The organism is Allomuricauda sp. ANG21, from assembly GCF_040705235.1.
In the GTDB taxonomy this organism is placed as follows: Bacteria; Bacteroidota; Bacteroidia; order Flavobacteriales; family Flavobacteriaceae; genus Flagellimonas; species Flagellimonas marina.
In genome coordinates, this window is sequence record NZ_JBFCVT010000018.1 from 1 (window position 1) to 15435 (window position 15435).

Annotated in this window: 16 protein-coding genes and 1 other RNA gene; 8 read left to right on the forward strand and 9 right to left on the reverse strand. The window is 42.3% G+C overall.

Features of this window, described 5'->3' with window-relative positions; all coding sequences use genetic code 11:
- Both AB1A65_RS16910 and ssrA read right to left on the reverse strand, forming a co-directional pair.
- A partial coding sequence (locus tag AB1A65_RS16910) for an Arm DNA-binding domain-containing protein (RefSeq protein ID WP_366591114.1) occupies nt 1-326 on the reverse strand: 326 nt, incomplete at its 3' end.
- A gap of 234 nt (nt 327-560) precedes the next feature.
- Nucleotides 561-960: a transfer-messenger RNA gene (gene ssrA / locus AB1A65_RS16915) on the reverse strand.
- Nucleotides 961-1292: 332 nt separating this feature from the next.
- Between ssrA and AB1A65_RS16920 the strand changes: the two genes are divergently transcribed.
- The 5 genes from AB1A65_RS16920 to AB1A65_RS16940 all read left to right on the forward strand — a co-directional run bounded on the left by AB1A65_RS16920 (nt 1293) and on the right by AB1A65_RS16940 (nt 4754).
- The gene (locus tag AB1A65_RS16920; protein WP_366591115.1) at nt 1293-2498 is read left to right on the forward strand and encodes an NAD(P)-dependent oxidoreductase; all 1206 of its coding nucleotides are present in this window, start codon (nt 1293-1295) and stop codon (nt 2496-2498) included.
- 79 nt (nt 2499-2577) lie between these two features.
- A complete protein-coding gene (locus AB1A65_RS16925) occupies nt 2578-2856 on the forward strand; it encodes a hypothetical protein (protein WP_366591116.1) in 279 nt (92 codons plus the stop codon).
- Nucleotides 2857-2949: 93 nt separating this feature from the next.
- On the forward strand, nt 2950-3405 hold the full coding sequence (locus AB1A65_RS16930; protein WP_366591117.1) for a small multi-drug export protein: 456 nt from the start codon (nt 2950-2952) through the stop codon (nt 3403-3405).
- 94 nt (nt 3406-3499) lie between these two features.
- Nucleotides 3500-4369: a DUF808 family protein gene (locus AB1A65_RS16935; protein ID WP_366591118.1), complete on the forward strand. Its 870-nt coding sequence runs from the start codon at nt 3500-3502 to the stop codon at nt 4367-4369.
- A 16-nt stretch (nt 4370-4385) separates the two neighbouring features.
- Nucleotides 4386-4754 carry a DUF1801 domain-containing protein gene (locus AB1A65_RS16940; protein WP_366591119.1) on the forward strand — a complete coding sequence of 123 codons (369 nt, stop codon included), beginning with the start codon at nt 4386-4388 and terminating at the stop codon, nt 4752-4754.
- Here the strand turns inward: AB1A65_RS16940 and AB1A65_RS16945 are convergent.
- The 6 genes from AB1A65_RS16945 to kdsA form a co-directional block, all read right to left on the reverse strand.
- On the reverse strand, nt 4751-6319 hold the full coding sequence (locus AB1A65_RS16945) for a PepSY-associated TM helix domain-containing protein (protein ID WP_366591120.1): 1569 nt from the start codon (nt 6317-6319) through the stop codon (nt 4751-4753). The two genes, AB1A65_RS16940 and AB1A65_RS16945, sit on opposite strands and share 4 nt — an antisense overlap.
- A gap of 4 nt (nt 6320-6323) precedes the next feature.
- Entirely contained in the window at nt 6324-6623 is a 300-nt protein-coding gene (locus AB1A65_RS16950; RefSeq protein WP_366591121.1) for a hypothetical protein, read from the reverse strand.
- 4 nt (nt 6624-6627) lie between these two features.
- Nucleotides 6628-6960 carry a hypothetical protein gene (locus AB1A65_RS16955; protein WP_366591122.1) on the reverse strand — a complete coding sequence of 111 codons (333 nt, stop codon included), beginning with the start codon at nt 6958-6960 and terminating at the stop codon, nt 6628-6630.
- A gap of 11 nt (nt 6961-6971) precedes the next feature.
- The gene (locus tag AB1A65_RS16960) at nt 6972-7688 is read right to left on the reverse strand and encodes a DUF4198 domain-containing protein (RefSeq protein WP_366591123.1); all 717 of its coding nucleotides are present in this window, start codon (nt 7686-7688) and stop codon (nt 6972-6974) included.
- A gap of 53 nt (nt 7689-7741) precedes the next feature.
- Nucleotides 7742-10081: a TonB-dependent receptor gene (locus AB1A65_RS16965; protein ID WP_366591124.1), complete on the reverse strand. Its 2340-nt coding sequence runs from the start codon at nt 10079-10081 to the stop codon at nt 7742-7744.
- 163 nt (nt 10082-10244) lie between these two features.
- Nucleotides 10245-11063 carry a 3-deoxy-8-phosphooctulonate synthase gene (kdsA, locus tag AB1A65_RS16970; protein ID WP_366591125.1) on the reverse strand — a complete coding sequence of 273 codons (819 nt, stop codon included), beginning with the start codon at nt 11061-11063 and terminating at the stop codon, nt 10245-10247.
- A 73-nt stretch (nt 11064-11136) separates the two neighbouring features.
- On the opposite strand from kdsA, the gene AB1A65_RS16975 reads away from it, so the two are divergent.
- The 3 genes from AB1A65_RS16975 (at nt 11137) to typA (ending at nt 14238) form a co-directional block, all read left to right on the forward strand.
- Nucleotides 11137-11718: a hypothetical protein gene (locus tag AB1A65_RS16975; RefSeq protein WP_366591126.1), complete on the forward strand. Its 582-nt coding sequence runs from the start codon at nt 11137-11139 to the stop codon at nt 11716-11718.
- 65 nt (nt 11719-11783) lie between these two features.
- A complete protein-coding gene (locus tag AB1A65_RS16980; RefSeq protein ID WP_366591127.1) occupies nt 11784-12341 on the forward strand; it encodes a hypothetical protein in 558 nt (185 codons plus the stop codon).
- A 97-nt stretch (nt 12342-12438) separates the two neighbouring features.
- Nucleotides 12439-14238 (forward strand): translational GTPase TypA, encoded by a 1800-nt coding sequence (typA, locus tag AB1A65_RS16985; RefSeq protein ID WP_366591128.1) that lies wholly within the window; start codon nt 12439-12441, stop codon nt 14236-14238.
- A gap of 364 nt (nt 14239-14602) precedes the next feature.
- On the opposite strand, the gene ppgK is transcribed toward typA, so the two are convergent.
- The gene (gene ppgK, locus AB1A65_RS16990) at nt 14603-15364 is read right to left on the reverse strand and encodes a polyphosphate--glucose phosphotransferase (RefSeq protein WP_366591129.1); all 762 of its coding nucleotides are present in this window, start codon (nt 15362-15364) and stop codon (nt 14603-14605) included.
- Nucleotides 15365-15435: the final 71 nt, after the last annotated feature.

The window sequence follows — 15435 nt, forward strand, 5'->3', positions numbered from 1 at the left end:
TACCTTAACCGCCCTATCCAATTACCCAAGAATTTGTCTTTTATGTCATTGGCCGTAAAGAAGTTCCCTTCTTCAACAAGTTGGTGATGTATTTTATTCACCTTATGTCTAACTGTGGCCATGAATTGATTTAATTCATAAGCTTCAGCACCTTTTCCCTTCATCTTGTTCATTCTAGAATCCCATTTTTCAGGGTCAATTTTGCGGTGCATACTAATAGCTGACCGTTTACCATTTACTGTTATTCTCAAGTATAATGCGGCTTTTCCGTGTTTATCCCTTCGTTCATCTTTAAGATAGAAAAGTGTGGAGAAAAAATTATCCATTTTTGGGTGTCTTTTTGTGCTTTTAAAGGTACAAAAAACAATTTAATGGATTTTTGTAAAATATTAAAAAAGAGATAATTACAAGGATATCGACACCACTTTTGATTTTTTAAAATAGGTGTCGATTTGGTGACTTTTTTATTGCTATTATTTGGGGTTAAATGAAACTAAATAAAATAAAAAAACCTGTAAATCAGTAATTTACAGGTTTTATGTTTTGAATTGGGTGTGTTTCAGTGGAGCCGGAGGGATTCGAACCCTCGTCCAAACAAGCAACAACCATGCTTTCTACATGCTTAGTATCTGCTTAATTTTCGATGCATACCTGACCAGATACGGCCCAATATACACTTAGCTTCTTAAGATTTTAGAGGTACCGCCAAAGCAAGCGGACACCCTTGTGTTGACTTTTTTGGTGCCCCTAAAAAGGTCGCCGTCAACAAGGGCTACCAAGGGACATCTCGCTTCCCTACCTTGTAGGGACGAGGCTAATCTTACTATAATTCAGATTATGCGGCAAGAGCGTAATTATTATCGCCAATTAAAAGTGTGAAACATGAGATTAACGAGCTGTATCCCAGCGCTCGGCATGCTTACATCGCCATTGGTCTTGCTGTCAAAACCGGTCGGCCCCGTAATGAGATAGCAAATTTCTAATTTGCGTAATCGAATTACGTCCCGAACCTGTCTGCCGATAGGCAGGCTTGTTTCGGAACCTCATCCTATTCACTTTTTTATCAAAGAACGCTTTCTAGGGCGTTACCAAAATATTGCTTTGCAACGTTTTGGTCGGGCTATCGGCTGTATCTTTTTCTGTTTCTCGACTCCGGTCGAAATGACAAAAAAGGATGTCGCCTCTATCCCTAACGCGGTCGGCAAAGGTAACCATATCCATCAAAAGATAAAAAGTTTGCGCCATCTGCCCAATACCCGTATTTTGGTCAACAATTATACCAAATCGGTTTTATGAAATTCGGAATCATCAGGGAGCGTAAAAATCCGCCAGACCGTAGAGTGGTCCTGTCCCCAGCAGAATGTCAAAATGTCCTTTCCACATTTCCAAAGGCTGAAATTTTAGTAGAAACTTCACCCATTCGCGTGTTTTCAGATAAAGAATACGCCCAAAAAGACATTCCAGTGTTGGAAAATGTTGAAAATTGTGATGTACTTCTTGGCGTAAAAGAAGTGCCCATCAATGCACTCATTCCCAATAAAAAGTATTTCTTTTTCTCACATACCATCAAAAAACAGCCCTACAACCGCGATTTACTTCGAGCTATTTTGGCCAAGAACATTGAGTTGTACGACCATGAAGTCATTACTGCCCCAAACGGACAGCGCTTGGTGGCCTTCGGCCGTTATGCCGGAATCGTGGGGGCGTACAACGGAATTAGAACCTATGGGCTAAAATATGACCTGTTCCAACTGCCCAAAGCTGAAACACTCAAAGACCAACAAGCCTTAATTACCGAACTCCGAAAGATAAAACTGCCCAACATTCAAATTCTGCTTACCGGAAAGGGCAGGGTGGGCAACGGGGCCAAAGAAATGTTGGATGCCATGGGACTTAAAAAAGTCAATGTGGCGGATTATTTAAAAGAGGAATTCTCCGAACCGGTCTATTGCCAGATTGATGCCTCCGAATACAACAAACGTAAAGATGGGGTACGGGGGAACAAAGCAGATTTTTTTAAGAATCCCCACGAATACAAGTCCAACTTTTTCCGTTTTGCCGAAGTGACGGACTTTTATATTGCCGGGCACTTTTATGGAGATGGTGCACCTTATCTGTACACCCGAGAGGATGCCAAACATCCTAGTTTTAAAATTAAAGTAGTGGCAGATATAAGCTGTGATATTGATGGACCGGTGGCCTCCACCATAAGGCCCTCAACCATAGCAGACCCAATATATGGCTATGACCCAGCTACTGAAAAGGAAATAGACTATAAAAAAGACAACGCTATTGCCGTTATGGCTGTGGATAACCTACCCTGCGAATTGCCCAGGGACGCTAGTGTTGGATTCGGTGAAGCCTTTACAAAATATGTGATTCCTGCCTTTTTTAACAACGATGCCGATGGTATTTTGGAACGGGCCCGAATGACACAAAATGGCAAGTTGACCCAACGTTTTGCCTATTTACAGGCCTATGCAAATGACGATGAATAACATGTTTGATCGATGTGGATAACTTAAATGTTACCAATAGGTTATTTTTAGTATATTGACCATCCTATTCTTGTTGTGCGTGAAATTCAATTGGGTGATTTCTGGAGAAACCGATCAGGCTGTAAAAAAGGCCTGTATTGATATGGAATACAGATTACGACCCAAGATCACGAAGTTTCTTTTAAAAAAATTGGATGGTGATTTTTCAGGTGATTTTTCTATTTTTCATTTTGATGTTGATGTGCAAAACCGTTGGGTCTGGATTTCAAACAAGACTCCACAACGATTCATCGAAAAAATAAAATCTGATTTTGACCGCGAGATCAACGGAGGGTCAACGCTTTTCTCTGTTGCCTAACTTTCTCCTTCATAATTAATAAATATTTAAGGATTTTAAGCGTGTGCATGTACAAATTCCTGACTAGGTTTGTCGGTTCAAAAAAAGGAGTTTTTGCACAAAGATTTAATCATAGCAATGCTTTGGAGCCTTTCACCGTTCGGAGAGGCCAAAGTTGGTATTCCCTACGGTATGTACCAAGGGCTGAACGAGTATATGGTATTCATCGTATGCTTTTTGGCCAACGTACTCGTGTTCCCGATTATGATGCTCTTTTTGGAAAACATCAATAGACATTTGACCAAATGGCGTTTCTATAAAAAATCTGCGGTCTATGTAGGGCAAAGAGCCAAAAAAGGGTCAGGTGAAAAGATTAGGAAATATGGCTTTTTGGGCATTGTGCTATTTGTGATGATACCCTTACCTGGCACTGGGGTGTATGCTGGTAGCATTGCTGCTTATCTTTTTAAAATGAAGAAAAGTCAGGCCTTTGCCGCAAATACCATTGGCATTTTCTTCTCATCACTTATTGTTTGGCTTACCACATGGATGTCCTTGGAAGGGATTTAGTTACAAAATGTCTTTGTTTTTTATTTTTTTGAGCATTGGTATGGCCAGACTTATTTATTTTGTGGCCAACAACGATTCTAAACCTTAAAAAGATATGGCTTCAGGATTTTTTGCAGTATTGGATGATATTTCAGCACTTATGGATGATGTAGCTTCCATGAGCAAGATAGCAACCAAGAAAACCGCCGGTATTTTAGGGGACGACTTGGCCGTAAATGCTGAGAAAGCAACAGGATTTTTGGCCAGTAGGGAAATTCCGGTGCTTTGGGCCATTACCAAGGGTTCTTTCCTGAACAAAGTGATTATTCTGCCCATTGCTTTTTTGCTGAGTGCCTATTTGCCCACTGCCATTACCATAATTCTCATTCTTGGAGGAATATATCTGGCGTATGAAGGTGCAGAAAAAATATACGAGTACTTATTCAATCGAAATCATGAAGAGCACTATGATGACCCTACCGAAGTCCCGGAAGAAGAACTGCCCGAACTGGAAAAGAAAAAAATCAAACAGGCTATCGTCACAGATTTTATCCTCTCCGTGGAAATTGTCATTATTGCTTTGAGTACAGTGGTGAATGAATCCCTAACGATACAAATTGCAACTGTTTCTGTGGTGGCACTTTTGGCCACTGTAGGGGTTTATGGTATTGTGGCATTGATTGTGCGTATGGATGATTATGGGTATAAACTCATCAACCTAAATGAGCAAACGGATAGTTTTTCAGATAAGGTTGGGTTGGTATTGGTGAATGCGCTTCCCAAAATCATCAAGGGATTGTCTGTTGTAGGTACCCTTGCCCTGCTATTGGTTTCCGGAGGGATATTCAATCACAACATAGACTATCTACATCACCTGTTTCCCGCTTTTCCCTCATTGTTGAAGGATTTTCTGGTGGGATTGGTCGTGGGTTTTGTGGCTGTGCTTGTAATGAAAATGATAAAACGTATTTTTAAAAGCAAATAATGGGTACTTTCAAATTATGAACCCGGCCGAAGAGTATATTTTAAATCAAAAAGAACCTTTTAGGAGCATTTTGTTGCATCTAAAAGCGGTGATTGAATCGGTTGTTCCCAATGTGGACATGAAGTTCAAATGGGGAATTCCCTGTTTTTATGAGGGAAAACAACCTCTCTGCTATTTAAATGTATCCCAAAAGAAGAAATATGTGGATATCGCCTTTTGGAGTTCGGCCCATTTGACCCTTCATTTGGACAAAATGACCACAGAGAATAGAAAAGTGGTTAAATCACTACGCTACCGCACTTTGGAAGAAATTGATGATGCTGTTCTTGTTGAGGTTTTGAAGGAAGCCTATTCCCTTCGCGATAAAGGGTTCTATAAGCATTAGTCTTTCGCTGGTGCCAGCTCACTCCTAGATGCATTTAGTTTGAAGAAAGCTATCCAGAGTGAGACAATGCCCAAAATCAACCAGAGTACATCCACCAAGAAAATCTGTTGTTGTCCATTGGCATAAGTTGCCCACATCCAATTTCCGGAGGCAATACCATTGGCAACTGGAACCAAAAGACCTAGAATCCCACCGGAAATAAGTGTCCATTTGTTGGTAAAACCAATATTCTTTTTAATGATGAAAAAGAGCGAGACCACTAACCAAATAGGAAAATAGGTGCGGTACAGAAATGGCCTGTTCACCTCTTCCGCAAATTGAACGATGATAAACGCCGAGGCAGTAACGGGGAGTAAGCTAAGGCAAATGGCCATATACCAATTGGCCACTTGATAATTGAATATGCGCCGTTTTTCTGGAATGTTCTTCTTGTCCCGTGCCACCAGCCAAATCATAATCCCTGATAGTATCACAAAACAAGAGACCAATCCAAGGACAAAGGAAATAACCCGAAGGCCATATCCGGCATAATCGCCAAAATGTAGACGGAACATCATGTTCTTCACCCCATCCAAATAGGAATTGTTGGTCATGGGTACTTTTTCTTCAATAATGGAACCATCCGCTACTTTGTAGATGCGGTGCCCCAATCCGTTCAGTTTGGAGGTATATCCCAAATAACCACTAATGGCCACATGCATATTGGTATCACCATAATTGAAAATATGGGCTTCCTTGAGCCTGAAATCCGGCCAATCTTCCTTGGTTTTGGCAATCAAGTGGTCAATGGCAATGTTCTTGTCCAATTTTTCATGGTGATAGGCATAAACAGGATGATTGTATTCCAAATCCTCGTATAGTTTGTTCTGGTCGCCGTCATACAGTCCCAACACCAAAGGAGCCACCAGAATGCCCTTCAGCAAAAAGAAGGCCCCGGTAACGGCATATACAAATTGGAAGGGAAACCCAATAACGCCCAAAGCCGTGTGGGCATCGGTCCAAAGAGTTTTGATCTTGGCCCAAGGGCGAAAGACATAAAAATTGGATATAATCTTGTTCCAATGCACCAAGATTCCGGTAATGATGGCAAAAAGGAAAAAGAAGGCCACGAATCCAGATAAATAGCGTCCGTAAGGGTAGGGGATTTGGTCCAAAAAATGCAATCGGTACAAGAATTCCCCCAAATGATAGGATTCTACGTAGGTACCTGTTGATTTATCCTCAGTATCCAAATAAAAAAAAGTTCTGGCTTTGTCCTCATCAGCGGCCAAGGAATCCTTAGAAGCCCCAAGGCTCACATTGACCCTCCGTTCATTGAAATAATGACTGATTTCAACATCCCTGCCAAACAAGTTATGGTCTTTAGCGATATCTTTAAGATATTCATCCATGCTTCCCACTATGGCATCTTGTTCTGAGGTTTGGTGACCTCGTTGCCAATTGGCAATTTCATCCCGAAAAAAGGAGAATGAACCAGTAAAGAATATCACATATAGGGCTACGCTGATGACGATGCCACTAACGGTGTGGGTATGGAACAGAATGTTGTAGATACGATTTCCCATAGCACTAGACGATTGGATGGGTTTGGTTACCGAAATAGAAGATTGCCCCAAATACTATTGATGCCAATAGATAAAACCCCCAAATTTTCCATCCGTTTTTGTCCAAATAGGCAAGCACCATCAGAATTGCCCAAAGAATAAAGGCAGAAAATGTACTCGTGATGATTACAGCCACATGGTCGAACCAACTTGCCAAGGCCATATGAAACAATACGGAAACAATCAATCCCCCCAAAATAGCGGCGCTTATTTTGGCAAAACGTTGCCATGGAGACGAGGTCAAATATTTTTTATTGGCTGGCATGGCACTAAAACAGAATAAGTTCACAAAAGAGAAAAAAGACAAGTGTTATCGCAATGGACGTGTAGGATACCAACCGCAAAGGGGTTAGTAAGACTACCAAGCTGGCCAAGGTCATTAGGAGGATACAAAAAGTAAATACCCCAGAACCCAATCCCCAGAACCAAATGCTTAGCCCTAATGTTATGATCAAAAGGGCCAAGCTGAAATATTGAAAGGTGGAGCGATGGTCAACCACCCATTTTTCAACACCCAAGACCCCAACGCCAGCCATCTTTTTTGAAGTGCTGTACAAGAGGTAAAAAGCGATGAAAACCAAAAGTGAGATAAGAGTGACCATAGTTTTTCGTATTATTTAATGCAATAGGTGGCGCAATGCCAGATAAATTCATAGGCCTCCCCGTTGTAAGTACCGGGAACCTCTTCCTTGATGGTAGTCTCCACAATATATTTGGTCTTCCAGGGCAACGCAAAGGAGACCTCACCATTATCATTGGTGTGCAGGGTTTTGGACCAAAGATCGGCCACATACACCTGTAGCTCGTTTTTGGCCAATGGCTTGCCTTTGTAAAGGACTTGGAGTTTTATTTCGTCGCTATTATGGGCTAACTGTTTTACCACAATACCTTCAGGGTTAATGGCTTGGGTATCGGCATCCATGTCGCCTACTTGTATCTTGGCTGTGGAATGGTAATGGGTCTTGAAGATGCCAAAATCATACTGGGTGTAATCAATTACATCAATATCATTGTTGTTTAGGGCGATGGTATACACGCCATTTTGCGAAGGGGTGAAGCTGGCTAGGTAATGGTCTTCCTTGGCAGTGGTTTTTAATTCGGTCTTTGTGCCATCAGGGGAAATGACCCACAGTGTGAATTTGGCCACCGCCGGAAAAGCCTCACCGTCTACCTTTTCAATAACACCGTAGGTGTATTCTCCATAGTGCACACGAACTTCGTGTTCTTGTCCGGATTTACCGGAACCGTTAGTTTCCAACCACAGGTAATGGGCATTGGCGGAAATCATTCCAAAAAAGAAAAGCAATACAGGTAAAAATATGTTTTTCATAGGTCAAAGTTTTAAGGCCCATGGAAAACACGGGCCTTGTTAAATTTTTCAGATTAAAAAGTATATGCTACGGTAAGCCTACCATTGATTCCCGGCTCAGACTGCCAATACAGATACGATCCGTAGTTGGCACCGGAATACAGGTATTCGTCCAGAATGTTGTTGATGTTGAATTGAACCCTAAAGTTGCTATTCCTCCACGATAGGGCACCATCCAATCTAAAATAATCCGGCAGGTCTGATTGATTGTCAGCAGCCCAGGCCCAAGTAGAGCGATCTACCTGATATTGATACCCCAGTGATACGCCAAATCCCTTCAAACTGGAAAATTCGGAAAAGTTGTAGTTGAACCAGCCGTTGGTCACGTGCTTGGCATGACCCGCCACCCGTGTACCCACTCTATCTGGGTTGGGGTCTTCGGTCACTTCCACTTTGGTGTTGGCATAGTTGAGAACCACATTGAATTCGGGTGTGATCTGTCCTTGAAGGTCAAACTCTATACCTTTTGATTGTACTTCGCCCAAATAGATGGAGTAGTTTGGATTTTCTGGATCGGAGGTCAAAATGTTCTCTTTGGTGATTTGGAAAGCGCCCAAAGAAGTCCGAAGACGGCCGTCAAAAAATGTTTTCTTAATTCCACCTTCAATGTCATTGGCATCCACCGGGTCGTTCAATGGCTCAAGATCGGCACTGATGCCCGCTTGTGGTAAAAAGGATTGGTCATAAAGTCCATAAACGGCCAAATCGGGCAATATATCAATGCTAAGACCTATTCTAGGGGTAACTACATCGTCATTTTCTTCTTTGCCTTGGGTATAGAGATTTGTATATCTTCCGGCCAAGGTCAGACGGATTTTGTCTTCCAAGAAGCCAATCTCATCCTGAAAATAATAGCCTCTAAGGGTATTGGCACTATACGGTTGTCCACCTCTTCTATATTGCACTTTTGTGGAACGGTCAAAATTGGGCATGGCCACTTCACCATATACTGGGCTGTAAATGTTGAAAGGTACTTGTGTATCAACAATAAAGGTGTTGTAGAAATCTGCCCAATAGTTTTTTTCGCTGAAGTCCAATCCCGCAAGAATTTTATGGGAGATACCTCCTGTATCAAAAGCTCCGTTAATGTACAATTGGGCATATTTCCCGGCGGAAAGTGCATCCCATTGAGTGATGGTCCTTACGGCGTCACCAGTATCAGAATCCAATTGGCCCAACCAAGCAGAATTTCCCTCTTGATCGTATCGGAGATAGGCCAATTGACCTTCCACACTCCAACGGTCTGAAAACTGATGTTGGGCATTCAGGAAAAAGGTAACCTCTTGGATATCGGTTTTGGGATAGTTGCTGTCCACAAAATTGAAATCGCGGGGCAAACTTGCATATCCATCCGCTACTGGGGCAAAGATATAGGCCGACCCCAAAAAGGATTCTGCGTCCTGAAGGTTCATTTCTGCCGTTACCGATGTTCTATCTGAAAACTTGTAGGTAAGGGCAGGGGCTATACCAAATCGGTCTGTCTGCTCATTGCCACGGTGTGTGTCCGTAGTTTGGTACATGGCGTTGAAGCGATACAGCAATCTTCCATTATTTGAGGCTTTTCCTCCAACATCCACTGTTCCACGATAAAAATCAAAACTACCTGCTGTAAAAGAGGCATTGGCAATGAATTGTTCCGTAGGTTTTTTGGTCACCACATTGTAGAATCCACCGGGTTCTCCGGCAGACATCATAAATCCTGCGGGACCTTTAACGAATTCAACACGTTCCACAGTATTCATGTCCTCGGCCAGAGGGCCCCAGCTATCTTGTACATTCACACCATTCCGGAACGCGGGCAAACGAAAACCACGCATGTTAATACGGGCAAATTGACCCCAGTGCTCCAACATGGTCACACCACTAACGTTACGGGACAATCCATCCATAATAGTGTTTACTTGCTGGTCTTGCAGGAGTTCACTGCTGATGACCTGCACGTTTTGGGGCAATTTCACCAACTCGGTCTTCAAACGTAATGAGGTTGAAGGTTGGTTCTCCACATATTTATTTTGATGTCCTTCCACAACTACTTCCCTCAATTGTTCTTGATGTTCAACAAGAACAACAGTAGTAACTGTTGAGGTCTGGTTGGCCGAAACATTGGCTGAAACCGTTTGGGTCTCGTAGCCGATCATGGAAAATGTGAGGGTATAGGTGCCAGGGGCTAAATCTTGAATTGTAAAATTTCCCGAATCGTTTGTAGATGTACCGAGGCTGGTATTGGAAATGGCAATATTGACATTATTTAACGGGTTGTTCCATTGGTCGATCACTTTTCCCTTTACGTTTCCGGTTTGAGCTTGAGAAGTGAAAAAAGCGGTCAAGCTGAGGATGAGTAGTATGATTTTCATTTGTTATTTGTAATTGGTCTAAATAAATTTTGAATGCAAATGTATATTCCAACACTTGTTCTTCCAAATAATATTTAGACTAATTAAAAATAAAAGTTTGAAATATTTTTTAATCTACTGTAATTGAATTTATTACAGAATTAAGGATTTTGAAAATATGGACTTACAGAGAATTTACGGTCTTTCGGATGGCTGTTAAATCGGTCAACAATTTCTCCAACAAACTTAAATCCAACATGTTGGCACCATCACTTTTGGCATTGGCCGGGTCAAAATGGGTTTCCATAAAAAGCCCGTCAACACCAGCAGCGATTCCGGCCCGTGCCATGGTTCCAATTAATGCAGGTCGGCCACCGGTAACCCCAGAAGATTGATTGGGCTGTTGCAGGGAGTGGGTAACATCCAGAACTACAGGGGCATATTGTTTCATGGTGGGGATACCTCTAAAGTCCACAATCATATCTTGGTAACCAAACATGGTTCCACGATCAGTGATGATGGCTTGCTCGTTTCCGGTTTCGGTCACTTTCGTGACTGCATGTTTCATGCTTTCCGGACTCATGAACTGTCCTTTTTTTAAGTTAACGACCTTGCCTGTTTCGGCGGCTGCTACGACTAAATCGGTTTGTCTTACCAAAAATGCAGGAATTTGAAGCACATCTACATATTCAGCGGCCATATTTGCATCAGAAATCTCATGGATATCCGTAATGGTCGGAACTTTGAAGGTTTCGGAAACCTTTCGCAATATTTTCAGTGCTTTTTCATCACCAATCCCCGTAAAGGAGTCGATACGACTACGGTTTGCTTTTTTAAAACTTCCTTTAAACACATAAGGAATCTGGAGTTTATCCGTAATAGACACCACTTTTTCGGCAATTCGCAGAGCCATTTCCTCGCCTTCAATGGCACAGGGTCCTGCCAGTAGAAAAAAGTTGTCAACTTCGGAATATTTTATCTGAGGAATTTTGGTGATGTCCATTTCTTAAAGTTTGCACAAATATAGGATTAAACCATGGTATACTTTTTAGATTTATCAAGATATACCGATAACCATGATGCATAGATTTATTTTACTCGTTCTTAGTTTATTACCAATAATCTCCAATGCCCAATGGCAAGAAAGAGGTGGGACTTTTGATTTGGCGCATTTGGAGCGTCATCAATTTAAATTGAATTTGTTGAGCCCTGGTTTTACCTATGAGTTAGGGTTATTTAAAAACCAAAGTGTCTCTACAAATCTGGGCTTGGCGACCGCTACTTATCAAGAGGGTTACGTGTTTGGATTGGCGTTGAACAACCGGTACCGATATTACCATAATTTTACTAGGAGGGAAAGGCTGGATAAAAATACATCTGGGAATTCAGGGAACTATATTGCTGCTGCCCAGGCTATTTTCTTTTCGCAGCTCCGCATAGCCACCAATGTTGAGGCACCGAAGAATTTTAACCTTGGATTTTTTGGGATGGTATATGGAGTTCAGCGTACCTATGATAAAGGCTTTAATTTTAACCTAGAGCTAGGTGCGGGATATTATCGAGGAGATGGTGCTCCCAGTGGATATGGACCTTTGATTAGTTTTACATTCGGATGGGTGGCAACGAAACGCAAGAAAAAGGATCCGTATCTGGATTGAATAATACCATTAAAACATACTATTTTGGCCAAGTTTAGGTTATACCTATACCTAATTAGCCTACAATGCATCGTTCACTTTTCATCGGCATGTTGCTGTTTTATCTTGGCAGTTATGCCCAGTACGGCAAAAATTGTGAAATTCGGCAAATGAAGCTCAACCTATTCAACCCAGGATTAGAGTATGAAATGGGGGTGGGTGTGAACAGTACTTTGGATGTTCGGGTAGCATGGCAAGCCGCTCTGGAACCCGCCAGTTCAGAACCCTATGATAATTTAGATTTCTTTCCGGCTATTACCGCCCAATATCGCTATTACCACAATTTTAATGGTCGATACCATCGTAGACGTTCCATATATGGCAATTCGGGGAACTACATTGCTCCAGCTGTAGCCTTATTTTCGCCTGGAGATCGTGTTGTCGACGGAAATTTGGTGGAGGGCGTTCACGGCTATGGCGGTCTGGTCTATGGTATTCAGCGGAGCTATAATTCGGGATTGAGCTTTTCCATTGATGCGGGTGCTGGATACTACGTAGGACCCTTCAAAGGGGCCATACTTCCTGTAGTGAACATCAGTTTGGGCTGGATCATCAGCGAAAAACGATGGTGTGTGGGTCTGTAAGTTTTGAAACCCCTCAAAATCAATAAGATAAAAATAACATTTCCTTGTGTGTGCGAGAAGAAAATAGCAGTATCTTTGCGGGCTTAAAAATCAGGTTATGTCCAAGATTAAAAACATTGCTATCATTGCCCACGTTGACCACGGGAAGACCACCTTGGTTGATAAAATTATGTACCACTGCCAGTTGTTCCGCGATAACGAGAACAAAGGCGATTTAATTTTGGACAACAACGACCTGGAACGGGAGCGCGGAATCACTATTGTTTCCAAGAACGTTTCCGTGGTGTACAAAGACACCAAAATCAACATCATTGACACCCCTGGGCACGCCGATTTCGGTGGGGAGGTAGAGCGCGTGCTAAACATGGCCGATGGCGTTTTGTTGTTGGTGGACGCTTTTGAAGGTCCTATGCCGCAGACCCGTTTTGTATTGCAAAAAGCCATCGATTTAGGATTAAAACCCTGCGTAGTTATCAATAAAGTGGATAAGGAAAACTGTACCCCAGAGGAAGTACACGAAAAAGTATTCGATTTAATGTTTGAGTTGGGTGCGGAAGAATGGCAATTGGATTTCCCAACCGTTTACGGTTCTGCCAAGCAGAATTGGATGAGCGAGGATTGGCAAAAACCTACCAGCAATATTGAGCCTCTTTTGGATATGGTTTTGGAGCATGTTCCGGAATTTAAACCTGAGCAAGGTTCTACCCAAATGTTGATCACCTCCTTGGATTTTTCGTCTTTTACAGGTCGAATTGCCATTGGACGTTTGCAACGCGGAACGTTGAAGGAAGGTCAACAGATTTCTTTGGTAAAAAGAGATGGTAGAGTGGTGAAATCCCGAATTAAGGAGCTGTATACTTTTGAAGGATTGGGCCGTATCAAAGTTCAGGAAGTTAGAACCGGAGATATTTGCGCCATTGTAGGTGTTGAAGGTTTTGAAATTGGAGATACTGTTGCCGATTTCGAAAATCCTGAAAAACTGAAGACCATCGCCATAGATGAGCCAACCATGAGCATGTTGTTTACGATTAACGACAGTCCATTTTTTGGAAAAGATGGAAAATTTGTCACCTCAAGGCACATCAAAGAGCGTTTGGAGAAGGAATTGGAAAAGAACTTGGCACTTCGGGTACAACCCACAGACAGTGCTGATAAATTCATGGTTTTTGGCCGTGGAGTTTTGCACCTTTCTGTATTGATTGAGACCATGCGCCGTGAAGGTTACGAACTCCAGATTGGTCAGCCCCAGGTAATCATTAAAGAGATTGATGGGGTTAAGTGTGAGCCAGTGGAACACCTTACCATAGATTTGCCCGAGGAAGTTTCTGGGAAAGCCGTGGAAATGGTGTCTATCCGAAAAGGGGAGATGACCAGTATGGAGGCCAAAGGCTCTCGCATGATTTGCGAATTCATCATTCCATCCCGGGGAATCATCGGATTGCGAAACCAATTATTGACCGCAACTGCTGGTGAGGCGATTATGTCACACCGATTTAAGGAATACCAACCCTTAAAAGGCGAAATCGCACAACGGCAAAACGGTTCTTTGGTTTCCATGGAAAATGGAACTGCAATTCCCTATTCCATTGATAAATTACAGGAACGTGGCAAGTTTTTTATTGATCCGGGAGAGGATATTTACGAAGGACAGGTGATCGGTGAAAACTCGAGAGGAGATGATATGGCGGTGAATGTGACCAAAACCAAAAAGCTTTCGAACGTTCGCTCTTCTGGTGCTGATGAAAAAGCTAAAATTGTGCCAGCTATCAAGTTTTCGTTGGAAGAAGCCCTGGAATACATCCAAAAGGATGAGTATGTTGAGGTAACACCCAACCACATACGACTTCGTAAAATTTATTTGAAGGAAGTGGATCGTAAGCGAAACAAGATAGATTAGGCTTGTTGTCATTTCGAACGGATGTGAGAAATCCTATTTAAGGAGAGATTTCTCAATCGCTACGCACATGTCGAAATGACTGGTGTTGTTTCTTGTCTCCTGACTCTTGAACTTGCTCTTGATACTTGAAGTTGACATCAATTCAACGAATGTCCCCAAATTTTGATAGAAGCGAATTTTGTACTTCGCCCCTCAAACTTTGAACTTGGATATGAGGTTTGAACTTGAACTTGAAAAAGATTTCTCAATCGCTACGCTCATGTCGAAATGACCGGTCTTGTTTCTTGTCTCCTAACTCCTGATTCCTGACCTTTGAACTTGATACTTGATACTTGAGCTTGGACTTGCCCTTGCTTTTTATGGCCTAAGAACTCAAGTGACCGTGGTGTTGTTCACGAAGACAGGCCACGGCTGCACCGATGATTCCCGCATGATTCATCAATTCTGCTTTGATCACATGGGTTTCAATATCGATGTGATGGCTAAACTCTTCCCAATTCTTGGAAGTACCCCCACCAACGATAATTAAATCTGGGGAAACGATGAGCTCAACAAGAGCTAAAAACTTATTGAAGCGTTTGCCCCACTTTTTAAAGCTAAGATTTTCCCGTTCCTTGGCCGAGGCGGCCGCCCATTTCTCAATTTTTTTATACTTCTTGTAGGGTATTTGACCCAACTCAAAATTAGGAATGAGTTTTCCGTTGAAAAAAGCACCACTTCCCAATCCAGTACCAATAGTGATCATGATTACAAGACCATCCTTACCCTTTCCAGCGCCATAATTCATGGAGGCATAGCCAGCGGCATCCGCATCATTTAGCACAGTGAACTCTTGACCTGTTATTTCGGTAAATAGTTCATCAACATTAACACCAACCCAACTGGGGTGAAGGTTTCCGGGAGAAAGACAAACTCCGTTTTTTACAATGGAAGGAAAACCACAGCCAACAGGGCCTTTGTAATTAAAGTGATCAACAATTTGAGCCACAACTTGGGCCATTTCATCAGGCTTTCTGGATTTTGGGGTAGGGATTCGATAGCGTTCTGTCAACATTTCGCCAGTCTCAGCGTTGACCAAGGCACCTTTAATGCCCGATCCGCCAATGTCAATTCCAAGAATATCCATATAGGAAAGAAAATTTATTTAGGCAAAGAAACAAAAAGTTTTGCGGATCACAGAGTTACGAAGCAAATCAT